Origin of the sequence: Kribbella monticola (genome assembly GCF_003261635.1) — a bacterium.
GTDB classification, from domain to species: domain Bacteria; phylum Actinomycetota; class Actinomycetes; order Propionibacteriales; family Kribbellaceae; genus Kribbella; species Kribbella monticola.
Genome location: NZ_QFXK01000035.1, coordinates 538003 through 560802 on the forward strand (window position 1 = coordinate 538003; position 22800 = coordinate 560802).

Below are 22800 nucleotides of genomic sequence, written 5' to 3' on the forward strand. Positions count from 1 at the left end.
CCTGAAGGGGCCACGCCCATGGTCTTGTTTCAGCGTTCCCGAAAGACCGCCACTTATCTGGCGGTCACCGGTCTGACGGTCGTTTCCGTCGCCGGGCTCGGTGCCGCGACGTCCACCGCCGCGCCGAGTGCAGCACCGCCACCCAGGCCTACCCAGGCCCAGTCGAAGACGCTGGCCGCCCAGGCTGCGTCGTCGCTGGTGTCGCAGTTGCCGGCCGGACTGCACGCCGGCAAGAGCGACAAGTTCATCGCCAAGCCGGTCATCTCCGAGCAGACCGGTCTGCAGTACGTCCCGTACGACCGCACCTTCAAGGGTCTGCCGGTCATCGGTGGTGACTTCGTGGTCGTCACCGACGAGCACGGTGCCGTCAAGAGCACCTCGGTCGCCCAGACCGTCGCGATCCCGGACCTGTCCACGACCGCCGGCATCACCGCGGCGGCCGCGAAGGCGACCGCGACCAAGCAGCTCAAGAAGGTCACCTCCAGCACCCAGCCGACGCTGGCCGTCTACGCGCTCGGCAGCAAGCCGACCCTGGCGTGGCAGTCCCGCGTCACCGGCTTCAAGGGCAAGGAGCCGTCGAGCCTGTCGGTGTACGTCGACGCCAAGACCGGCAAGGTGCTCAGCACCAAAGAGCACGTGATGGCAGGCAACGGTACGGCGGCGTACAGCGGCCCGAACCCGGTGCACCTGGACACCACGCTCAGCGGCAGCACCTACTCGATGAAGGACCCGAACACCACCAACCAGTCCTGCCAGGACGCGGCGAACAACACCACGTTCTCCGGTCCGGACGACAACTGGGGCAACGGCAACGCCACCAGCAGGGAAACCGGCTGTGTCGACGCCCTCTACACGGCCCAGACCGAGCGGCACATGCTGACTGACTGGCTCGGCCGCAACGGCTTCGACGGCAACGGCGGCGGCTGGCCGATCCGCGTCGGCCTGGCCGACGTGAACGCCTACTACGACGGCTCCCAGGTCCAGGTCGGCCACAACAACGCGAACCAGTGGATCGGCTCGCTGGACGTCGTCGGCCACGAGCTCGGCCACGGCATCGACGACCACACCCCGGGCGGCATCTCCGGCTCCGGAACGCAGGAGTTCGTCGCCGACACGTTCGGCGCGAGCACCGAGTTCTACAGCAACCAGGGCTCGGCCTACGACCCGCCGGACTTCCTCGTCGGCGAGGAGGTCAACCTGGTCGGCCAGGGCCCGATCCGCAACATGTACGACCCGTCGCAGGTCGGCGACCCGAACTGCTACTCCAGCTCGATCCCGGGCTCCGAGGTGCACGCCGCCGCCGGTCCGGGCGACCACTGGTTCGTCCTGGTCTCCCAGGGCAGCGGTGGCAACCCGAACGTTCCGACCTGCAACAACTCCTCGGTGACCGGACTGGGTATCCAGAAGGCCATCAAGATCATGTACAACGCGATGCTGATGAAGACGAGCAGCAGCTCGTACCTGAAGTACCGCACCTGGACGCTGACCGCGGCCAAGAACCTGTACTCCCCGAGCTGCACCGAGTTCAACACCGTCAAGGCGGCGTGGGACGCGGTCAGCGTTCCGGCCCAGGCCGGCGACCCGACGTGTAGCAGCACCGGTGGCGTCACCGTCACCAACCCGGGCAACAAGACCGGCACCGTCGGTACGCCGATCAGCTCGTTCACGCTGTCGGCCAGCGGCGGCACCGCGCCGTACACCTGGTCCGCCACCGGTCTGCCGGGTGGTCTGACGATCGGCTCCTCCACGGGCACGATCTCCGGCACCCCGACCGCCAACGGCACCTTCAACGTGACGGCGACCGCCACCGCGAGCGCCGGCGGTTCCGGCAGCACCACCTTCACCATCACCATCGGTGGTGGCGGCGGCAGCTGCTCGGGCCAGAAGCTCGGCAACCCGGGCTTCGAGACCGGTACGGCGACGCCGTGGTCGGCCTCGGCGGGCGTCATCGACAACTCGCCCAGCCAGGCCGCCCACACGGGCTCCTGGAAGGCGTGGATGGACGGCTACGGCACCACCCACACCGACACCCTGAGCCAGTCGGTCGCGATTCCGGCCGGTTGCCACGCGGTGCTCTCGTTCTACCTGCACATCGATTCGGCCGAGACCACCACCACGACTCAGTACGACAAGCTGACCGTGAAGGCGGGCTCGACCACCCTGGCGACCTACTCGAACCTGAACAAGGCTTCGGGCTACTCGCTGAAGTCGTTCGACGTGTCGTCGCTGGCGGGCCAGACGGTCTCGATCAGCTTCACCGGCACTGAGGACTCCTCGCTCCAGACCTCGTTCGTCGTCGACGACACAGGCCTCAACCTGAGCTGACGAACAGGGCACGACCAGTAACAGCCGGCCCCCTCACCCCCCAAGGGTGAGGGGGCCGGTGTTTTGGTTGCTCAGCTCAACGACATCCGGGGTTCGCCGTTGAGGAGGCCGGGACCGGCGATAGTGCAGGTGCCCGCGTGGTTGAGTGTGTAGGACTGCCGGATACAGGAGCGCAGCGCGAGTTGGGCCCAGTAGTTGGGGTGCAGGGACTCCTGGATGAAGTAGTCCGAGCCGATCGTGGTGACCGTGCGGATCTGGTTGATCCACTCGGTCCTGTCGACGGCGGCCGGCTGGGTCCACGACGACAAGCCGGTCTCCTCGTAAAGCCCGACGCCGGACTCGCAGAGGCGGCGGCCGTTGAAGGCCGACTGAAGTTCGAGGATCCGGGTGTTCGACAGGCCGGATTGGCCGACCGCTGCGCGGACGGTGTTGTTGATGGTCGCCAAGGCGGTGCTGTTGGCCCAATCTGCGTCGGCGTTCCAGAAGCCGCAGCCGCCGGTGTTCTGTCGGCCATAGCCGCTTTCGCCGTACCGGAAGCCGCTGCCGGCCGGGATCGGTGACGGGTAGGTCTGCACCTGCAGGGTCCACGCGTTGTCGGCGTACCCGGCGTTGCGCATCGCCGTCCGGAGGTTCTGGAACGAGGTGGCGATCCGGGCCCGTACTGCGGTGATGTTGGCGGTCGTGAAGTTCGCGACCACCGACGAGTCGTCCTTGCAGTAGTCCTTGAACCAGGTCGGCGAGGTGAGGAAGTCGGTCACGCAGGACGTCACGATCGAGGCGAAGTTGAAGTCGTTGCCGCCGATCGAGACGACCACCAGTTTCACGTTGTGGGTGGCGGCGAACTGCTGCAGCAGTTTCGCCTGGCCGAGGTGGCCGTTGCCGTCGTCGTAGAAGTCCAGGCCGGGCTTGAAGTCGTCACCGGTGGTGGTGCCGGTGCTCGCGCCGGAGCAGGCGAGGTTCATCCCGCCGACGCCGCCGCCGATGTACGCCTCGGCGGACCGGCTGCGATGGCATTTGGGGATCGTCTCGCCGGTACCGGCGGCGTTGTCGTGGTAGGCGTGCGCGCCGAGCGCGTCGGCCGGCGTCTCCGAGTTGTTCGAGCTACCGGCCCAGCGGCCGGCCTCGCCCGAGATGTAGGAGTCGCCGACCGACACGACGTACGGCGTACCGGCGCCTGGGCCGTCGGCGTGGGCGGTGGACGTGCTGACAACCAGGGCGGCGGCTGTCAGCAGGAATGCACTGGCGACGGACGAACTGCGATGGATCTTCACCGGTTGGCCTCATCTCGGACGAAGGGGCGGACGGCGGCCGTCGGACCCCGTGACCGGCCACCTGGCTCGGGAATCTACTCCCGGGTAACGCCTTCGGATAGACCGAGAGTGCTGGCATGTTCTCGCACTGTCACGATCATGCCAATCCGCTGCGGCCCGGACCCGCGATGCGAGAGCATGGCGGCATGTCGGTGGAGGGTCCGCAGTTGCCGGTCGGCACACAGGTCGTACTGCGGGTCGCCCGGCCTGACTCGGACGGCGGCACCGCCCAGCGTGGCGCGACCGGCCGGGTCAGTGGGGTCACCCCGGACGGCCGCTACCTGGTGCACCTCGTCGACGGACGCGACGCCACCGCCGGTCGCGACCAGCTCAGCCTGCGTACGGCGTACCAGGACGAGGCGGTCGCCGTGGCGCAGGTGGACGGCGACGAACTGGTGCGGGACCACACGGTGTACGCCGCGGTGGTCGGCTCGCGTGCGTTCGGGCTCGCCACGGATTCGTCCGACACCGATACGCGCGGCGTGTACGTCGCACCGACCGCGGCGTTCTGGTCGCTCGCGAAGCCGCCGATGCATGTCGACGGGCCGGATCCCGAATGGTTCTCGTGGGAGGTTGAGCGGTTCTGCGAGCTTGCCCTGAAGGCGAATCCGAACCTGCTCGAGGTGCTGCACTCACCGCTGGTGGTCCGGCAGACACCGCTGGGCGAGGAGCTGGTGGAGCTGCGACAGGCGTTCCTTTCGCAGCTCGCGTACCAGACGTACTCCGGGTATGTGCTGAGCCAGTTCAAGAAACTCGAGGCGGACTTCCGGCGCGACGGCGCGCCGAAGTGGAAGCACGTCATGCACCTGCTCAGATTGTTGCTGGCAGCCCGCACTCTGCTTGCTGAGGGCAAGTTGATTGTCGACGTCGGCGGAGATCGTGAACGTCTGCTGGCGATCAAGCGAGGCGAGTGCCGCTGGCCCGACGTGGAACGCTGGCGGCTGTCCCTGCACGAGGAACTCGATCGCGCACTCGCGAAAACGGTGCTGCCGGCAACACCTGATGTCGGTAGGGTCGACGCCTGGCTCAGGTCGGTCCGGAAGAGGAGCATCGGTGACGCGTGACATGCGAACGCTCGACTACGCCGAGCTCCGCGGCATCGTCGGCGACCAGCCGTACGACCTGCTCTTCGCCACTGTCTCCGGCGCCCACCTCTACGGCTTCCCGTCGAAGGATTCCGATGTCGACCTGCGCGGCGTCCACGTACTTCCCGCCGCCGAGGTCCTCGGGCTGACCACAGGCCCGGAGACACTCGACCGGACCTGGTTCCAGAACGACGCCGAGGTCGACCTCGTCACCCACGACCTGGCGAAGTTCCTCCGGCTGATGCTGCGCCGCAACGGCTACGTGCTGGAGCAGGTGCTCTCGCCCCTGGTCGTGATGACCAGCGCCGGGCATGAGGAACTGGTCGCGCTGGCGCCGGGATGCCTGACGAAGGGGCACGGGCATCACTACCGGGGCTTCGGGAAGACGCAGTGGGCGTTGTTCGGCAAGACAGGCGAACTCAAGCCGCTGCTCTACACGTTCCGGGTGCTCCTGACCGGGATCCATCTGATGCGCACGGGCGAGGTGCAGGCGGATCTGCGGGAGTTGCTTGGCGACGGCCCGTCGTACCTGCCGGAACTGATGGCCGCCAAGGCGGAGATCGAGCACGGTCCCGTGGCCGGGCCGTCCTTCGATGTGATCGAGCGCGATGTCGTGCGGTTGCAGGCAGTGCTCGACGCGGCCGAGTCCCAGTCGAAGTTGCCGGACGAGCCCTCGGCGGCGCCGGCGTTGAACGAGCTGCTGATTCGTACCCGCCTCGCTGCGCGTTAGTGCGCGCTCGCCTCTGGGCAGGCGCGGATGCGGGCTCTAGAGTATTTACTTAACCGCGTGAAGCTATTGACATCCCTGCCGGTAGGGTAAATAGTTCCGTCCTGAAATCAATCAGAAGGCAGAGTGAATCAACAGTGTCGAACATCAAGGTGCTGCAGCTGCGCTCGGCGGGCGTGAGTCTCGTGCTCGACTGCTCCGGTCCCGGTCTGCCGTCCGTGCTGCACTGGGGCGCGGATCTCGGTGAGCTCAGCGATGCTGCTCTGGTTGATCTCAGGCGTGGCGCGGGTGCGGTCCAGGTCGGCAACGGCCTCGACGACAACCAGCCGGTCGCGATCGTCCCGGAGTATTCCTCGGGCTGGTTCGGGCTGCCCGGGCTCAACGGTCACCGCGACGGCCAGGACTTCTCCGCGTCGTTCCAGCTCAGCGAAGTGGCCCAGGCCGGCGACACGGTCCAGGTCGCCGCGAGCGACGCGCAGGCTGGGCTCGGACTCGCGCTGGTGATCGAGCTGACCGACTCGGGGCTCGTCCGAACCAAGGCCGAACTGACGAACACGGGCGATTCGCCGTACACGGTGGACGGCCTGGTACTGGCCCTGCCGGTACCGACCGAGGCGACCGAGCTGCTCGACCTGACCGGCCGGCACATCGGTGAGCGGCACCCGCAGCGGAGCACGTTCACCCAGGGCCTGCACGTCCGCGACAACCGCCGCGGCCGCACCGGCGCCGACGCCACACTGCTCCTGTACGCCGGTACGCCCGGCTTCGACTTCGGCACCGGCGAGATCTGGGGCGTCCACACCGCCTGGAGCGGCAACCACCGCTCGTACGCCGAACGCGGGATGAGCGGGTTCGCCGTCATCGGCGGTGGCGAGCTGTTGCTTCCCGGCGAGGGCCGCCTCGAATCGGGCGGCAGCTACGCGACCCCGTGGATCTACGGCTCGTACGGAGTGGGCCTCGACCAGGTGTCGACCCGCTTCCACGAGTACCTGCGGGCCCGGCCGACGCACCCGTCGACCGCGCGGCCCGTCGTACTGAACACCTGGGAGGCCGTGTACTTCGACCTCGACCTGGACAAGCTGAAGTCGCTCGCGGACGCGGCGGCCGAGGTCGGCGCCGAGCGGTTCGTCCTCGACGACGGCTGGTTCCGCGGCCGCCGCGACGACCATGCCGGGCTGGGCGACTGGTACGTCGACGAGGGGATCTGGCCGAAGGGGCTGCACCCGCTGGTCGACCACGTCACCGGGCTCGGCCTGCAGTTCGGTCTCTGGGTGGAACCGGAGATGGTGAACCCCGACTCCGACCTGGCCCGCGAGCACCCCGAATGGATCCTTGCCGCCGGCAACCGGATGCCGCCGACCGCGCGGCACCAGCAGGGACTGAACCTCGGCATTCAGGGCGCCTACGACTACCTGCTCGAGCGGCTCGACAGCCTGCTGAACGAGTACGACATCAGCTACCTGAAGTGGGACCACAACCGCGATTTCGTTGACGGCGGCAACCAGTTGACCGGGACGGCCGGCATCCACGAGCAGACGCTCGCGGTGTACCGGTTGCTCGACGAGCTGAAGCGGCGGCACCCGGGTCTGGAGATCGAGTCCTGCTCGTCCGGCGGTGCGCGCGTCGACCTCGCCATCCTGGAACGGACCGACCGGGTCTGGGGCAGTGACAGCAACGACGCCCTGGAGCGGCAGAAGATCCAGCGGTACACGCAGTTGCTGCTGCCGCCGGAGCTGATCGGCTGCCACGTCGGCCCGCCGAAGGCACACACCACCGGCCGGACCCAGAGTCTCGCGTTCCGCGCTGCCACCGCGATCTTCGGACACTTCGGAATCGAGTGGGACATCAGCACGGCGTCGGCCGGGGAGCGCGCGGAACTGGCGGGCTGGGTCGCGCTGCACAAGGAACTCCGGCCGCTGCTGCACACCGGCCGCGTGGTCCGTGCCGATCGTGGCTCGGACGACTTCCTGCTGCACGGGGTGGTCGCGCAGGACGGGTCGCGCGCGGTGTACTCCGCCGTACAGCTGGCTCAGTCGATCACTTCCGAGGTGGGCCGGGTGCGGTTGCCGGGGCTGGCCAAGGACCGGGTCTACCGGGTCGGGAAGCTGGCCACGCCTGGTGCGGAGCCGCGAAACAGTGCGCCTTGGTGGACCGACGGCGTGGAGCTGAACGGCGCCGCGCTCGCGGCCGTCGGCGTACAGATACCGGCCCAGTGGCCGGAAAGCGCGGTACTGCTGGAAGTTCTGGCCATCGACTAGAAGGAGATCGCCCGTGACCGTGACGACGAGTCCCCCTCGAAAACGACGAAGTCTCGGGGATCTGAAGGTCGCGATGATCTTCCTCGCTCCTGCCACGCTGGGATTCGTGGTGTTCTACATCTGGCCCACGCTCCGCGGCGCGTACCTGAGCTTCACCGAGTACAGCCTGCTGTCGGCGCCGAAGTTCACCGGGCTGGACAACTACGACCGGATGGTGCACGACAGCTTCTTCTGGAACGCGCTCGGAGTCACGGTCGAGTACGTGGTGATCAACATCGGCCTGCAGACCGTGCTCGCGGTCGGCATCGCGATGCTGATGTACCGGCTGACCAAGTCGATCACGGTCCGCGCGGTGGTGCTGTTGCCGTACCTGGTGGCCAACGTCGTGGTCGCACTGGTCTGGTACTGGATGCTCGACTACCAGGTCGGCATCGTGAACCAGGCGCTGAGCTGGGTCGGGATCGACCCGGTCGCCTTCTTCGGCGACTCGCACTGGGCGATCCCGACCGTTGCCTTGATCAACGTCTGGCGGCACATGGGCTACACGGCGCTCCTGGTGTTCGCCGGCCTGCAGACCATTCCTTCCTATGTGTACGAGGCTGCCGAGGTGGACGGCTCGACCGAGCTGAAGACGTTCTGGCGGATCACCCTGCCGCTGCTGCGGCCCGTACTCGTGATGGTCCTGGTGGTCACCATGATCGGGTCGTTCCAGATCTTCGACACCGTCGCGGTGACCACCCAGGGCGGTCCGATCAACGCCACCCGGGTCATCTACTACTACATCTACGAGCGAGCCTTCACCCGCTTCGACTTCGGCTACGCCTCGGCGATGGCGCTGGTGCTGTTCGCCATCCTCGCCCTCATCTCCCTGCTGCAACTGCGGTTGCTGCGGGCGAAGGAGAGTGATCTGGCATGAGGCGCTCGGAGCTGAACCTGGGCCGCATCGTCGCCTGGGCGCTGTTGATCGTGCTGATGGTCCTGACCCTGTTCCCCTTCTACTGGATGCTTCGTACTGCGTTCTCGGACAACACCCAGTTGCCCGGGCACCCTAGTTCGCTGCTCCCGGTGGAATCGACCCTCGGTGCTTTCAAGCGCGTCCTGGGTTTGTCGTCGGTCGCCGAGGCGCAGGCCCAGGGTGGGTCCGGTGCAGCGGTGAACTTCTGGCTCTACCTGCGCAACTCGCTGATCGTGTCGACCGTCACCACGGTCTGCCAGGTGTTCTTCAGCGCGATGGCGGCGTACGCGTTCGCCCGGTTGCGCTGGCCCGGCCGCGACAAGGTGTTCGCGCTGTTCCTGGCCGCCTTGATGGTGCCGCCGATCTTCACCACGTTGCCGAACTTCGCGCTGATCAAGAACCTCGGGCTGCTGAACAGCTTCGCCGGCATCATCCTGCCCGGTGCTTTCATGACCCCGTTCGCGATCTTCTTCCTGCGCCAGTTCTTCCTCGGCATCAACCGGGAACTGGAGGAGGCGGCGATGATCGACGGCGCCGGCCACCGGCGGATCTTCTTCGGCCTCATCATCCCGATGAGCGCCGCGCCGATCACCACGCTGGCGATCCTCACCTACATCAACTCGTGGAACGACTACTTCTGGCCCTTGCTGGTCGGACAGCAGGAGAACGTCCGGGTGCTCACGGTCGCGCTCGGCGTCTTCCGGTCGCAGACGCCACAGGGTGGACCGGACTGGGCCGGGCTGATGGCGGCGACGCTGATCGCGGCACTGCCGATGATCATCTTGTTCGTCGCGTTCGCCCGCCGGATCACCAACTCCATCGGCTTCTCCGGGATCAAGTGAGGCTTGCGATGACTGTCTCGAGACGCACAGTGCTGAAGGCCGGAATCGCCGGGCTGGCCGCCTCGGCTGTTGCCGGCTGCAACAACGGAGCGGCCGACCGTGGTGCCGGCGAGGTGATCTACTGGCTCTGGGATTCCGCCCAGCTGCCGATGTACACCGAGTGCGCGAAGGTGTTCCAGCAGCAGAACCCGCAGTACCGGGTCAGGATCGAGCAGTACGGCTGGAACGACTACTGGAACAAGCTCGTCACCGGCTTCATCTCCGGTACGGCGCCCGACGTGTTCACCTCGCACTCGTCGCGGTACCCGCTGTTCGCGGACAAGGGCCAGGTGCTGCCGATCGACGACTTCGTCGCTGCCGACAAAGTCGATCTGAGCATCTACCAGAAAGGGCTGGCCGATCGCTGGGTCGGTGCCGACGGCAAGCGGTACGGCTTGCCGAAGGACTGGGACACCGAGGTCTACTTCTACAACAGCGCGCTCACCGACGCGGCCGGGATCTCCGCCGAGCAGCTGAACTCGATGACCTGGAACCCGTCCGACGGCGGCACCTTCGAGCAGATCGTCGCCCGCCTGACCGTGGACGCCAAGGGCCGCCGCGGCGACCAGCCCGGTTTCGACAAGAACAACGTCAAGGTCTACGGCCTGGGCTACAGCGACGCGGGCGGCGCCGACGGCCAGACCAGCTGGAGCTGGTACGCCGCGTCCAACGGCTGGGTGTACTCCGAGGGACAGCCGTGGGGCACCAAGTTCTTCTATGGCGACCCGAAGTTCACAGAGACGATCGGGTGGTGGCGCGGCCTGATCACCAAGGGGTACATGCCGACGTACGCGCAGGCCAAGTCCGGTGTTGACATCACCACCAGCTTCGGCGCGGGCAAGTACGGGCTGACGCCGAACGGCTCCTGGATGCTCGGCACGTACGCCGGTCTGAAGGGCGTGAAGACCAAGCTCGCCCGGCTCACCCAGGGCCCGAACGGCAAGCGCATGTCGATGATGAACGGGCTCGCGGACACCATCTGGGCTGGGACCACCCGCCGGGAAGCGTCCTGGGCCTGGGTGAAGTTCCTCGGCTCGCAGACCGCTCAAGACATCGTGGCCAAGGCAGGAGTCGTTTTCCCGGCAGTTACTGCCTCGATGCCGGCTGCCAAGGCGGCGTTCGCGAAGGCCGGCTGGGACGTCACGCCGTTCCTCGAACCGGTCGAGGCGGGCAACGTGTTCCCGTACCCGGCGAACCCGAACGCCGCCGACGTGGCCGCGGTGATGAGCCCGGCGATGGAGTCCGTGATGTCCTTCGCCTCCGACCCGTCGTCGCTGATCAAGGCCAACAACGACGTCAACAAGATCCTCGCGGCAAACGCCTAGCTCGCGCTGCTGTAGCGACGACTGGCCACCTCCCAGTGCAGGATCGTGAGGGCGATGCCTGCGATCAGCAGCAGTAGACCCGTCGTCAAAGTGGTCGCGGTACCGGTCAGCGCCTTGGCCGGTACCGCGGCGATCAGGCCGGCCGGAACGACGGTCGCCAGGACGAACTGGACGGATCTGGGGAAGTAGGTCAACGGGTACCGGCCGGCCTCCCTGACCTGTAGGGCGACCTCGTTGATGGGCTCCGCGCTCTCGAACCAGAACGCGAGGTAGACGAGGTTCGCCCAGAGCACGCTGAAACCGGCGAACCCGATCGCCGTCCAGATCGCTGCCCGGATCACCAGGCCGGCTTCGAACGGCAGGTGGGCGGCGTGGGCGCCCGCGACAGCCAGACCGAGGCCGGTGACGACCCGGCCGAGCTCGGCCGGCTCCATCCAGCGCAGGGTGGCGAAGAGCTGGGCGTTCACCGGGCGGATCAGGATCAGGTCCAGCTCGCCTTTGCGGACGTAGCCGTCGATGCGGCGGAGATTCGGCGCGACGAAGCAATCCATCAAGCCGGTGCAGGCGCCGTAGATCCCCACCACCACGAGCGTGCGCGGACCGTTCCAGGCGACCGCGGCCGCCGACGTACCGGTGAGGATCAGCACCGGTATCAGGCCCAGGACGAGCTCGGCGATCGAAGCGACCGCGTTGATCAACGTCTGGCTGCGGAACTGCAGGTCGCGCCGGATTGCTTGCCGTAGGCAACTCCACCAGAGCCGGGCGTACCTCTTCATGCGCCGGCTCCCTGGTAGCTGCGCAGGCCGAGTCGCCAGCTGACGACGGCCGTGCCCACGAAGGTCGCGAACCAGCCCACCTGCAAGGCGAAAGCCTGGCCGGAAGGGTGTCCGATCAGGACTTCGAGCGGGAACGACACCATGAAGCGGAACGGCTGGGCGTTGAGGAAGGGGATGACCGCGGCAGGGAAGAGGGCGAGGGGGATGAGTGAGCCCGACAGGATGCGGGCGAGCAGGTAACGCAACCGGTTGACGGCCGTGACGTCCTCGAACCAGAACGCCAGCGATCCGATGACGATGTCCAGCGAGAACGTCATCGCGCCGGCCATCAGCAGCGACACGGCGAACACGAGCCAACGCAGGCCCAGCGGCGGCAACTCGACCTCGGTGCGGAAGATGATGCCGAGTACGGCGACCAGTGGTACGAGCAGGACCAGCTTCACCACCTTCTCGCCGATGTTGTTGGCGATGCCGTTGAGGTGGGTCGAGCACGGCCGGACCAGCCAGGAACTCAACCCACCAAGGCGAATGCTGTCGGCCAGGAAGCCGGACGTCCAACTGCTGGGCAGCATCGCGACGACGCTCACCAGCACGAGGTACGTCGTGAGGAAGGTCTCCGTGACCGGCGGGGTCGACCCCTGCGCGATGGCGCCGCGCCAGACGAGCAGGGAGATCGCCGGTGCGACGATGTTGCTGAGCTGCAGCATGGCCAGCCACCAGCGGTAGTGGAGCATGATCGTGACCTCACGGATGACCAGTATCCGAAGTACGCGAGCGAGTCTCATGCGTCCGCGGCCTCGGTGAACAGCTTCGACATCACCTGGTCGAGGTCGGCGTCCACGCCCGCGTCCGCGCGCGACCGCAGCGCGTCGAGGTCGCCGTCGAAGATCGTCCGGCCGTGGTTGATCACGGCCACCCGTTCGCAAAGGGCGGCGACGTCGTTCATGTCGTGGCTGGTGAGGACGATCGTCGTACCGAGGTCGCGGTTCAGCTCGGCGAGGAACGTGCGGACGCTGAGCTTGGCGACCACGTCCAGGCCGACCGTCGGCTCGTCCGCGAACAACAGTTCCGGGCCGTGCAGAAGCGCCAGGACCAGCTCGCACCGCATCCGCTGCCCCAGCGAGAGTTTCCGGACCGGGATGTTGAGGATGTCCTGCACTTGCAGACGCTCTGCTAGGTCCTTGGTGGTGTTGGCGAAGCGCGGCTTGGGGATCGCGTACATCTCGCGATGGATCAACAGCGAGTCGTACGTCGACACGTCCCACCAGAGCATCGACTTCTGGCCGAACACGACCGAGATCCGCGACAGGAAGTCGTAGCCGCGCTTGGCCGGCCGATGACCGAGGACCTCGAGCTCACCACTAGTCGGCCGGAGCAGACCGCACAGCATCTTGATCGTGGTCGTCTTCCCGGCGCCGTTCGGGCCGAGCAGCCCGATGATCTGGCCGCGGGGGACGGTGAGGTGCAGCTTGTCGACCGCGGTGCGTTCGCGGCGGTCCGGGCGGAAGAGGCCTTTGACGGCGCCGGCGAGGCCGGGTTGCTGCTCGGTGTAGCGGTAGGTCTTGGTGAGAGCCTCGGTGTGGATCGCCGGCTCGTTCCTGGGCATGGAATCTGTCCAATCCGCGGCTCCACGCTGACTGGGGAAGTCGCCTCAGTGGATCAGCCGGAGCCTGCCGGGGTCGCGTCGGACCCGGTCAGACCCTAACCCGATAGGAGAGCGCGGCTCATCCGGTTTTCCGGGGTCCGACCCTGGGTCGCCCCTGGTACGGCGTACCTCAGCGGGAGTACGTCGTACTGCGTCCTGGGGTGCAGGGTGCGTCGGGTGGAGTAGGTCAGGTGTAGCCGCCGAGGCGACGCGGTTCGGGGTGCCGGCGCGACACGATCGGTGCAGTTGAAAACCAGCGAGCATCGAGGAGTTGTCATGAGTGGGACCGAAGGGCCGATGCGGATCGGCGATCAGGAGCGCGAGGCCGCGGTGGCGCGGCTCGGCGCGCACTACGAGGCGGGCCGGCTCAGCGCCGAGGAGCACCAGGAGCGCGTCGGCGAGGCCCTGCAAGCGAAGACCGACGCCGACCTCGCGGCACTGTTCACAGACCTGCCGGGGGAGGGGTACGCCGGTACGCCGGGTGCAGGTGGGCCGGGTGACGAGCAGGGCTGGGCCGGGCCGTGGGGGTGGGCTCGTCCGCCGTGGACTGCGCCTTCGGAGCACGCCGGAGCGGCCGGGGCTGGGCCGGGATGGGCCGGGGCTGATGGGCCCGGGCGTGCGGCGTATGCGGGTGGGCCGGGTGCTCGCGGTCCTTGGGGTGGCGGGCGCGCGGCGTACGGGCCGGGGTTCTTGGGGCGGGTGCCGTTGCCGGTGCTGCTCGCGTTGGCGGTGTTCGGCGTACTCGCTTCGATCGGTTGTGTGGTGGGCGGAGGGCATCCGCCGTTCCTGCCGTTGCTGTTGGTTGCCGCGGGCATCTTCATCGTGAAGCGGCGTAGGCAGGAGCGGCGGGCATGAGGGCGGCGTACCGGCTCGTCGCGATCCTGATCGCGATCGCGGTCGCACTGCAGGTCGCGTCGATCGCGCTGTCCGGCTTCACGATCGCCAAGGACGCCGACGACGGGACGACGATCGGATCCGACTACAGCAACTTCGGCGAGAGCTACCACAGCATCGCCGGGACGGTGATCGGGCTGCTGGCGTTGGTGTTGCTGATCTTGTCGTTCCTGACCGATGTGCCGCGGGGACGGGTACTGGCGGGGATCATCGTCGGGCTGGTGGTGCTGCAGTTCCTGCTCGCGGTGGTGTCGTTCGGCCTCCCTGCGCTTGGTGTCCTGCACGGCCTCAACGGGCTGGCGATCGCCGGAATCGCCGGAGCCGCTTCGAGTCGAGCTACGTCCCCGACCCCTGCACCCAGTGTCTGAGGGTCGCCGGTTGCGCGGCAAGCTGATCGCCCTGGGAGTAGCACTGGCGGTACTCGTGCCGCTGGGCTACTTCTGGGCGACCAGCCATGTCCCGGGCAACTATTCCGCGATGGACATGGGGTACGCCGACTACGGCGGCGGGCCTGCGGGTATGCATCAGCATCACGGTGGGACGAGTGTGACCTCCCTGGCCGGTCCTGCTGGGAGTCCTTCGGTTGTTGTGATGTTGGTCGCGCGGAAGCAGAAGTTCTCGTTGGCCAGTGGCGAATCGGTCGACGGCTTCACCTTGAACGGGACGTCTCCCGGTCCGTTGATTCGTGCTCGGCTCGGTGACTTGGTCCAGGTCACGTTGGTGAATGAGTCGGTGTCGTCTGGCGTCACGCTGCATTGGCACGGGGTCGACGTACCGAATGCCGAGGACGGAGTCGCCGGCATCACGCAGGACGCAGTACCGGTTGGTGGTCAGCATGTCTATCGCTTCCGGGCTTCCCAGGCCGGCACATACTGGTATCACTCGCATCAGGTGTCCAGCAAGGAAGTCCGCGACGGCCTCTTCGGCCCTCTCGTCATCGGCGCTCCGGGTGCTGCGCGTGAGGTCGTTGCCGCGATCCACACCTATGACGGCAAACGAACGATCAACGGCCACACCGGATCTGCATCGATCGCCTTGCCCGCCGGTACTCCGGTACGCGTCCGCGTGATCAACACGGACAACTCCTTGATCCGCACGGGCCTGGTCGGTACGCCGTACAAGGTGCTCGCGGTCGACGGCCGCGACCTCGTCGGGCCTACCCTCACCACGGCCGCCTTCCCCTTGGCCGCGGGCGCGCGCGTGGATCTCGAAGCGTCTGTTCCCGAAGGCGGCGCCCTACGCCTCGACGCCGGCTCCGCATCGCTGGTCTTCGGCACCAACCCCACCGGCACCCTTTCTGCTGACACCGTCGACCTGCTGACGTACGGAACGCCTTCTCACGTTGACCTAGCGACCGCCCGCCCCACCCGCACCTTCGACTACCGCATCGGCCGACGCATCGGCTTCCTGGACGGCAAACCCGGCCTCTGGTGGACGATCAACGGCCACAAATACCCCGACGTCCCCATGTTCATGGTCTCTGCGGGAGACATCGTCCGAATGAGAATCTCCAACACCAGCGGCCAATCCCACCCCATGCACCTCCACGGCCACCACGCCCTAGTCCTCACCCGCAACGGCACCCCGTCCACCGGCACCCCCTGGTGGACCGACACCCTAGAAGTCGCCAACAACGAAACCTACGAAATCGCCTTCCACGCCGACAACCCAGGCATCTGGATGGACCACTGCCACAACCTCCCTCACGCCACAGAAGGCCTGATGACCCACCTCGCCTACTTCGGCGTCACCACCCCCTATCGCCTCGGCGGCCCCACCTCGAACAAACCGGAGTAGGCACCGGACCGCCAACACTGACCAACCTCGGCCGATCCGCTTCGCTTCGTCTGTCCACGCGAACTTTTCGGCAGTTTCGACACTTAGTCAGTGTTGGCGGTTCAGTGCTGGCAGGCGCACCACGGGGAACCGACCTGCCACGTTGCGCCGTCTACCTCCCTGTGAGCAGACGATGAGTGATGACAACGACGACCTGGAGGGTTGGCAACTGGTCCTGCTCCTGGTCTTCTTCTGCACGGTCGGCGGCGGCCTTTACCTGATCGGCTGGCTCACCCGCCCGAGCTTCTTCTGGGACCACCCCCTAGCCTGCGCCGCCACCGCCGGAGTCGCCTGCTACCCGGCGCGCTTCCTGGTCGAACGGTTCTCCTGGTGGAACAGGCTGGAAGAGCGCCACGCCTCCCGCCACCGCCGTCGCGAAGCGACGCCCAGCTCTGCTCCACGTCGCGCCCGGTCAATGCTGTTGCGGGCCCTTCGAGTCCTGACCGGCGTATCGATCGCCCTCGGCTCCCTCGCGGTCCTTCCGATCGCCGTCTTGTCCAGCCACGACTACGAGAACATGATCGAGCACGGCCCGATCCAGCAGGCGGTCGTGGTCTCGGTAGAACGAGACAGGTGGTCGAAGAGCGACGAGGTGACCGTGAAGGTGGCTCGCCCCAGTGACGCCAAACCCGTCGAACTCGACGGCGGCTACGACCTCACCCCGACTCCGCAAGTGGGCGACCACGTAGCCGTGGTAGTCGATCCGGACGACCCGTCCCTCATCATCTCGGCCACCAAAGACTGGTCAACTCCTTGGTGGGCCTACCCCCTGATCCTCGCCTGCCTGGCAATCCCCTTCGCCGTAGGCTTAGCAATAGCCTTCGCCTGACGCGTGACCAACCGGTGTCGTCAAGCGATCGAGCTCAACGGGCGAACCGGCTCCTCCGCCCGCGCCGGGAGAGCGCCCGTGCGTCGCTCCAGTCGCGCTACGCCAAGCGGTAAAATCTTCCCGAGACCGGCCGGGTCGGCATTCCTGCGAGGCCCGGAGATGTCCCGAAAGGCTGTTGATCCGGTGATGGACCATGGAGTGCCGGCGATCTCTTGGATGGGTGTCAACTTTGACAGGTTTGCCGAGGTTCAAGAGATGTTCTATCCGGGCGAATTCGAGTTGAGGACATTTCTCAAGGCCCGAGTCTCGGCTAGTGACGCCATCTCAGTGGCTGCCCTGCTTTGGCCTGAGTTCCGAGACTATCGCGACGGGGTGTTCTTAAGCAGTCTATTTGATCAGGCCGGAGTTGATCGTTGGTTCGAGCAATACCAGTCTGCAGTTTCTGCTGTGGAGGCATCGTGTAATCATCTGCACTTGTGGGATGCTTTTTCTGCGCAGACCGAGCAGGACAGGACTGCATTGTCTGCATTGGGCGCCGTCATGCAAAGAACCTGGTCTTCAGCTCTCACCTCTGCGTATAGCGACAGGAGATTCGAGGTTAGGTTCTCCGACGAACCCACAGAATACGGACCGACGCTTACATTCTTCTCAGTTGACTCTTGAGCGCCAATATTGCTGGCTCGAGCGCCGATCGCTGACTGGATGGGCCGAGGCGTTATGGGGTGGTGGTGCGACCGGTGTTTGAGTGGCGACGAAGGAGCCGCGTGCTGGGTGGCACGAGACTCGGGTGTGGTGGGATCTCGGGGGAGCGCGGCCGGTTTCTAGCCGCGACGGAGGAGCGGCGTGGTGGGGTGGGTGGGTCGAGCGGGCGACGGAGGAGCCGCGATGCGGGTGCTTCTACCCTGAGGTTGTTGCTGGGGACAACAGTTGGTGGCTGATGCGGTGGGCCTGGGTGAGGTGGTAGGCGGCTAGGCGGGCGCAGGCGGCGTCTATGGCGGCTCGTTGGGAGGTGTAGTAGCCGTACCAGTAGGGGTCGTCCGGCTGGGGGTCGTTCCAGTCGTCGAGGTCGGCGTACCAGTCGTGGCCGGTGCGGAAGACGCGTGCGTGTAGGTGGATTTCGGTGCCCAAGTCGTTCATCGCTCGCCATCCCAGGTGAGAGTGCCGTGCGTGCCTACAGTTCCCATGATGGAACTGCGTAACCGGTGTTCGGTGACGCGACACGCGGGGATGGGTCAGGTGACGAGGACCGTGATGCGCTGGGCGCTGTTGTTGGCGAAGCCGCCGCGGTTCCAGGGGGCTTCGATGGGCTGGACGTGGCCGCTTTCGTCGTAGGCGCGGACTGTGAGCACGTGTTCACCGGGCCGGGCGTCCCAGTCGTAGGTGAACAGGCGCCAGGACAGGTCGTTGCTCGGAGCATCGAGTTTGGCGTCGGACCAAGAGACGCCCGCGTCGACCGAGACCTCGACACGTTCGATCGGAGCCCAGCCGGACCAGGCGCGGCCGCTCAGTACGACGGGGCCGGCGGCAACGAAACGGTGGCGGGACATGAAGTCGGGGTGCCCGGGCGGGATCAGCAGAGCGCGGGGTTCGATCCGGGTGACGGCCACGCCGACCTCGTGCGGCTCGGTCCGGAATCGATAGGCGACCGCGTTCTGGTACCCGGTGAACTCGTGGTCGATGACCTCGATCGACCGCAACCACTTGACACTCGCCATGCCGTACCAACCAGGCACCACCAAACGCAGCGGATATCCGTGCTGTGGCGGCAGCGGTTGCCCGTTCATCTCCCACGCGACGACAGCGCCGGAATCCAGCGCCTCGCGCACAGTCAGGCCACGCTGATAGTCCTGCTCGACGCCCCGCTCGAACCCATGGTCAGCACCGGTGAACACAACGTCGATCGCATCCTCGCGCAACCCGGCCGCCCGTAGCAGATCAGCCAGCGGTACGCCGGTCCACTCGGCCGTCCCCACCGCCTCGGCCAGCCACGGCTGACTGATCGGCCGCGGATTCAGCGCGGCCCGGCCGTTCCCGGCGCATTCCAGCGTGACCCGAACGGTCTCCCGGCCCATCGCCCGCAACGCGGTCAGCCCGAACGACAACGGTTGCTCGACGCAACCAGAGATCTCCAGTTGCCAGGTCGCCGCATTGGCGGCCGGGATGTCGTAGTGCACCAGAACGTAGTGCAGCCCGGGCGGCGTCACGTCGTACCGCAGGGCCTCCAGGGGAATCCCGTGATTCCGCGCGGCCAATTGCAGTTCGTCACCGGTGATGCCCTCCCCGGTGTCCGCAAGGCGACTCTTCGTACTGAAGTTCTCGACGGTCATCGCAACCCCTTCCCCCAACCGTCAGCCTAGGCCACGAGCCCCGAGCGCCACCAGAGCGCAAACACTCAGAGCAAACACTCAGAGCCAGCCGTTGTCGACAGCGATCCGGACTGCTTCGGCGCGGGTTCGGGCGCCCGTCTTGCCGATGGCGGCCGAGAGGTGGTTCCGCACGGTGCCCTCCGAAAGATGGAGCTCGCGGGCGATGTCCGCGACGGTGCCGCCCTCGCGAGCGGACCGTAGTACGTCGGACTCGCGCGCGGTCAACGGGCTGGTCCCGGCGACGAGCGTCTCGGCGGCGAGTGATGGATCGACGACGCGGAGTCCTTGGTGCACACGCCGTACTGCGTCGGCCAGTTGCGCGGCGGGCGTGTCCTTCACGACGAACCCGGCCGCACCAGCCTCCATCGCACGCCGCAGATACCCGGGCCGGCCGAAAGTCGTCACCATCAGAACGCGAACAGACGGTACGGCGGTACGCAGCGCAGCGGCAGCCTCGATGCCGTCGAGCCCGGGCATCTCCACGTCCAGCAACGCCACATCTGGCTTGGCCGCGAGGACGGCGTCGACGACCTCGTCGCCGCGGCCGACCTCGGACACCACCTCGAGATCGGGCTCCAGATCCAGCAGCGCGGCCAGCGCGCCTCGGACCAGGGCCTGGTCATCGGCGAGCAACAATCGGATGTTCACGAGGCCACTCTGACAGCCAGCCGAAACCCGCCACCCGGTGCCTGGCCCACCTGGAGGCTCGCGCCCGCCTTGTCGGCCCGCTCCCGCAACCCGATCAGGCCGTGCCCGGTCCCGCTCCCGCTCGGTGCCGGCCCTTTTCCGTCGTCCCGTACTTCGATCTGCTGCGCGTCGAGTCGGATCGTGCAGCGCTTCGCACCCGAGTGCCGTACGACGTTGGTCACGCCCTCGCGCACCACCCAGGCGAACAACTCACGATTCTCCTCAGGCACCTCGTCGACCACGGTCGGCAGATCCGCCTTGATCTCGGCAGCCTGCAGCGCGGCGCGCGCGGCCACCAGTTCGCCCGCAAGACTCAACTCCCGGTACCCCGCGACAGCGGCCCGTACGTCGGCAAGCGCAGCCCGGGCCAGGTGCTCCACGTCGGCTACCTCCGCGGCAGCGCGTTCCGGGTTCGCCTCCATCAGCCGCCCGGCCAGCTCCGCCTTCACCGTGATCACCGTCAGCGAATGACCCAGGATGTCGTGCAGATCCCGTGCGAACCGGTTCCGTTCCTCCTGCACCGCGAGCTCGGCGAAGTCCTGGCGCGCAACGGCCAGTTCCATGCTGCGCTGGATGGCCCGGCGCATCCCGAAGACAGCGAGGCCGCCGAGGACGATCGAGATGCTGTAGCTGCCGTCGTCGGACCAGCCAGGGACCAATCGCAGCGAGATCTCGGCGAGCGTCAGGAGCCCGACGCCGAGCGCGACGCCGACCCGCAGCGACATCACCATGATGCCGAGCGCCTCGACGAACACGAGGGTCGTCAGCGCGGTGTCCCCGGCGGCGGGCACCATCAGCGCGCCCAGGACGAGCAACACGATGATGAAGGTGAGCCGCAGCGGCAGCGGCGCCGTGACCCGGGCCATGTTCCGGTACCGCGCGTAGCCGAAGAACGCCATGTAGCAGATCACGAACAACACCAGCGCGGTCAGCCCGAGCACTCGCTCGGGCATGTTGTCGTGCTTGAGGATGACCTCGAGTGGCTTGTTGAGGAAGAACAGCCAGATCCCGGCCAGCAACCAGCCGAATCCGGGCCGCCGGCGCACGCTGTCGAGCGCGGCACCGACGGCCTCGAACTGGTCCGGATTGCCCGGCATGCTGGGCTGTTCGCGGGGACTCACGATCTCAAACTATCTGCTCGGGACCGGTGCTCAGGCGCGAGCGGTGTCGGCCCGGTAGCGGCGCAGCGCGATGAAGCCCAGCACCACGGTCCAGCCCAGCACCACCAGGACTGCGTGGGTGTCGAGTCCGCTCTGCGACAGCGCGCTGCGCGAGCTCTGCCCGGTCCAGTACGCCGGGGTCAGCTGGGCAATGTGCTTCATCACCGACGGCATCGAGTCGACCGGCAACCACAGACCACCGAAGGCGGCGATCAGCATGGTGCTCAGCCCTGTGATCGGCTGCACGCTGTCCGGCTTGGCGACGTACCCGATGACCAGGCCGATCGCGGCGAACGGCAGGGCGCCCAGCCATGACACCAGCGCCACAGAGATCCACTGCGAAGCGCTCAGGCTGACGTGACCGGCCGTCATACCGAAGAGGAAGACGACCACCAGCGGGGGAATCGCCAGCAGCAGCGACAGGATCACCTTCGAAACGACGTACGCCTGCGGCTTCAGCGGGGTGAGTCGTAGCGTCCGGTTCCAGCCGCCGTCACGTTCGGCGGCGATGATGCCACCGCTGCTCATCGCGGCGGACATCGAGCCGAAGATGGCCATGCTGACCATCACGTAGGCGATCGCCGAGATCCCACTTTGGCTGGCGTCCTTCGGGATCGTCAGGCCGAAGATGGCGAACAGCACCAGCGGCATCAGGATCGCGAAGATCACCACTCGCCGGTTCCGCAGCGTACGGCGGATGTCGAACTTCAGGTAGTCGAGGTTCATGCCAGGGACTCCTCTTCAGCGTCGCTGATCGCCAGGACGGCGTCCTCGAGGTCGGCCGAGGTCACCTCGATGTCGTGTGCGGGGGTGTTGTTCAACAGGTGGCGCAGGGTGTCGTCGGAGTTCGCGCATTGCAGCAGCACCACGTCGCCCCGCGTCTCGACATTCCGTACGCCGGGAAGCGCGGCGAGGGCGGCCAGGTCGGCCCCCGGGACGGTGGCCCGGATCGTCCGCCCGGAGACGCCCGCCTTGATCTGCGCGGCGGTGCCGTCGGCAACCACTTTGCCGTTGCGCATCAGCACCACGCGGTCGGCGTACGCGTCGGCCTCTTCCAGATAGTGCGTCGCGAACAGGACGGTCCGGCCGCGCGCGGTCTCGGCGTGCATGGAGGCCCAGAAGTCCCGGCGGGACTCCACGTCCATACCGGTGGTCGGCTCGTCCAGCACGATCAGATCGGGCTGCGGGATGATCGCCATCGCGAACCGGACCCGCTGCTTCTGCCCGCCGGACAGGCCCTTGATCTTGCGGCCAACCAGGTCGGCGATGCCGGCCCGGTCCAGTGCCTCGGCCACCGGCATGGGCTCCTTGTGCAGACCCGCCACCAGGTTCATCAGTTCGCCGACCTTGGCGTCCTCGATGATGCCGCCGCTCTGCAACATCGCGCCGACCTTGCCGGTGGCGATCGCCTCGGCCGGCGACGAGCCGTACACCTGCACGCTGCCCTGGTCCGGCCGGACCAGACCGAGCAGCATCTCGATGGTGGTGGACTTGCCGGCGCCGTTGGGCCCCAGCATCGCCACCACTTCGCCCGACCGGATCGTGAGGTCCACCCCGGCCACGGCCTGCACATCGCCGTACCTCTTGGTCACACCGTTGAGGGTGACCGCAGTCGTTGTCGTCATACCCAGAATGCTCCCGCCGGGCGGGGTCCGCATCCTGGATCGGCCGTCATGATCCACCCATGACATTCGTCAGCCGCTTCTCAGGGTCGTCGGTCAGGGTTGCTGTTCAGGGGTTC

Annotated in this window: 22 protein-coding genes; 12 read left to right on the forward strand and 10 right to left on the reverse strand. The window is 67.0% G+C overall.

Translation table 11 applies throughout. The features are described from left to right. Positions 1–18 precede the first annotated feature (18 nt). Positions 19–2325: a M4 family metallopeptidase gene (locus DIZ26_RS28585; protein WP_112246985.1), complete on the forward strand. Its 2307-nt coding sequence runs from the start codon at positions 19–21 to the stop codon at positions 2323–2325. Positions 2326–2396: 71 nt separating this feature from the next. Here the strand turns inward: DIZ26_RS28585 and DIZ26_RS28590 are convergent, their stop codons facing one another. Continuing rightward, a complete protein-coding gene (locus DIZ26_RS28590) occupies positions 2397–3596 on the reverse strand; it encodes an SGNH/GDSL hydrolase family protein (protein WP_232828654.1) in 1200 nt (399 codons plus the stop codon). Between the two features lie 185 nt (positions 3597–3781). Between DIZ26_RS28590 and DIZ26_RS28595 the strand changes: the two genes are divergently transcribed. The 6 genes from DIZ26_RS28595 (at position 3782) to DIZ26_RS28620 (ending at position 10866) form a co-directional block, all read left to right on the forward strand. After that, positions 3782–4699, forward strand: a complete 918-nt coding sequence (locus DIZ26_RS28595) for a nucleotidyltransferase domain-containing protein (RefSeq protein ID WP_112246987.1) — start codon at positions 3782–3784, stop codon at positions 4697–4699. Then, on the forward strand, positions 4689–5450 hold the full coding sequence (locus DIZ26_RS28600; protein WP_232828655.1) for a nucleotidyltransferase domain-containing protein: 762 nt from the start codon (positions 4689–4691) through the stop codon (positions 5448–5450). Before DIZ26_RS28595 ends, DIZ26_RS28600 begins: the two co-directional genes overlap by 11 nt. 134 nt (positions 5451–5584) lie before the next feature. After that, positions 5585–7705 carry an alpha-galactosidase gene (locus DIZ26_RS28605; RefSeq protein WP_112246991.1) on the forward strand — a complete coding sequence of 707 codons (2121 nt, stop codon included), beginning with the start codon at positions 5585–5587 and terminating at the stop codon, positions 7703–7705. Positions 7706–7718: 13 nt separating this feature from the next. Next, entirely contained in the window at positions 7719–8621 is a 903-nt protein-coding gene (locus DIZ26_RS28610; protein ID WP_232828656.1) for a carbohydrate ABC transporter permease, read from the forward strand. Continuing rightward, positions 8618–9502, forward strand: a complete 885-nt coding sequence (locus DIZ26_RS28615; RefSeq protein ID WP_112246995.1) for a carbohydrate ABC transporter permease — start codon at positions 8618–8620, stop codon at positions 9500–9502. Before DIZ26_RS28610 ends, DIZ26_RS28615 begins: the two co-directional genes overlap by 4 nt. A gap of 8 nt (positions 9503–9510) precedes the next feature. Continuing rightward, entirely contained in the window at positions 9511–10866 is a 1356-nt protein-coding gene (locus DIZ26_RS28620) for an ABC transporter substrate-binding protein (RefSeq protein ID WP_112246997.1), read from the forward strand. Here the strand turns inward: DIZ26_RS28620 and DIZ26_RS28625 are convergent. The 3 genes from DIZ26_RS28625 to DIZ26_RS28635 are packed head-to-tail and all read right to left on the reverse strand — an operon-like array spanning position 10863 to position 13248. Then, a complete protein-coding gene (locus tag DIZ26_RS28625; protein ID WP_112246999.1) occupies positions 10863–11642 on the reverse strand; it encodes an ABC transporter permease in 780 nt (259 codons plus the stop codon). The genes DIZ26_RS28620 and DIZ26_RS28625 overlap by 4 nt on opposite strands. After that, complete coding sequence (locus DIZ26_RS28630) at positions 11639–12427, reverse strand: ABC transporter permease (protein WP_112247001.1); 789 nt, start codon at positions 12425–12427, stop codon at positions 11639–11641. Before DIZ26_RS28630 ends, DIZ26_RS28625 begins: the two co-directional genes overlap by 4 nt. Beyond that, the gene (locus tag DIZ26_RS28635; RefSeq protein ID WP_112247003.1) at positions 12424–13248 is read right to left on the reverse strand and encodes an ABC transporter ATP-binding protein; all 825 of its coding nucleotides are present in this window, start codon (positions 13246–13248) and stop codon (positions 12424–12426) included. The genes DIZ26_RS28630 and DIZ26_RS28635 overlap by 4 nt, the downstream gene beginning before the upstream one ends. Before the next feature lie 315 nt (positions 13249–13563). Here DIZ26_RS28635 and DIZ26_RS28640 point away from each other — a divergent pair, with 315 nt between their 5' ends. From DIZ26_RS28640 to DIZ26_RS28660, 5 genes are all read left to right on the forward strand, one after another. After that, positions 13564–14142, forward strand: coding sequence for a DUF1707 SHOCT-like domain-containing protein (locus DIZ26_RS28640; RefSeq protein WP_112247005.1), 579 nt, complete (start codon positions 13564–13566; stop codon positions 14140–14142). Further along, a complete protein-coding gene (locus DIZ26_RS28645) occupies positions 14139–14549 on the forward strand; it encodes a hypothetical protein (RefSeq protein WP_112247007.1) in 411 nt (136 codons plus the stop codon). Before DIZ26_RS28640 ends, DIZ26_RS28645 begins: the two co-directional genes overlap by 4 nt. Continuing rightward, a complete protein-coding gene (locus tag DIZ26_RS28650; RefSeq protein ID WP_232828657.1) occupies positions 14542–15978 on the forward strand; it encodes a multicopper oxidase family protein in 1437 nt (478 codons plus the stop codon). Before DIZ26_RS28645 ends, DIZ26_RS28650 begins: the two co-directional genes overlap by 8 nt. 172 nt (positions 15979–16150) lie before the next feature. Further along, positions 16151–16846, forward strand: a complete 696-nt coding sequence (locus DIZ26_RS28655; RefSeq protein WP_112247008.1) for a DUF3592 domain-containing protein — start codon at positions 16151–16153, stop codon at positions 16844–16846. Between the two features lie 159 nt (positions 16847–17005). Next, positions 17006–17509, forward strand: coding sequence for a hypothetical protein (locus tag DIZ26_RS28660; RefSeq protein WP_157979837.1), 504 nt, complete (start codon positions 17006–17008; stop codon positions 17507–17509). 234 nt (positions 17510–17743) lie between these two features. Here the strand turns inward: DIZ26_RS28660 and DIZ26_RS28665 are convergent, their stop codons facing one another. The 6 genes from DIZ26_RS28665 to DIZ26_RS28690 all read right to left on the reverse strand — a co-directional run bounded on the left by DIZ26_RS28665 (position 17744) and on the right by DIZ26_RS28690 (position 22684). Continuing rightward, complete coding sequence (locus DIZ26_RS28665; protein ID WP_112247012.1) at positions 17744–17983, reverse strand: hypothetical protein; 240 nt, start codon at positions 17981–17983, stop codon at positions 17744–17746. A 95-nt stretch (positions 17984–18078) separates the two neighbouring features. Beyond that, positions 18079–19173 carry a sulfite oxidase gene (locus DIZ26_RS28670; RefSeq protein WP_112247014.1) on the reverse strand — a complete coding sequence of 365 codons (1095 nt, stop codon included), beginning with the start codon at positions 19171–19173 and terminating at the stop codon, positions 18079–18081. Positions 19174–19251: 78 nt separating this feature from the next. Continuing rightward, entirely contained in the window at positions 19252–19860 is a 609-nt protein-coding gene (locus tag DIZ26_RS28675) for a response regulator transcription factor (protein WP_112247015.1), read from the reverse strand. Then, entirely contained in the window at positions 19857–21020 is a 1164-nt protein-coding gene (locus DIZ26_RS28680; RefSeq protein WP_157979838.1) for a sensor histidine kinase, read from the reverse strand. The genes DIZ26_RS28675 and DIZ26_RS28680 overlap by 4 nt, the downstream gene beginning before the upstream one ends. Positions 21021–21050: 30 nt before the next feature. Continuing rightward, positions 21051–21785 carry an ABC transporter permease gene (locus DIZ26_RS28685; RefSeq protein WP_112247020.1) on the reverse strand — a complete coding sequence of 245 codons (735 nt, stop codon included), beginning with the start codon at positions 21783–21785 and terminating at the stop codon, positions 21051–21053. Continuing rightward, positions 21782–22684, reverse strand: a complete 903-nt coding sequence (locus DIZ26_RS28690; RefSeq protein WP_112247022.1) for an ABC transporter ATP-binding protein — start codon at positions 22682–22684, stop codon at positions 21782–21784. The genes DIZ26_RS28685 and DIZ26_RS28690 overlap by 4 nt, the downstream gene beginning before the upstream one ends. Positions 22685–22800 lie beyond the last annotated feature (116 nt).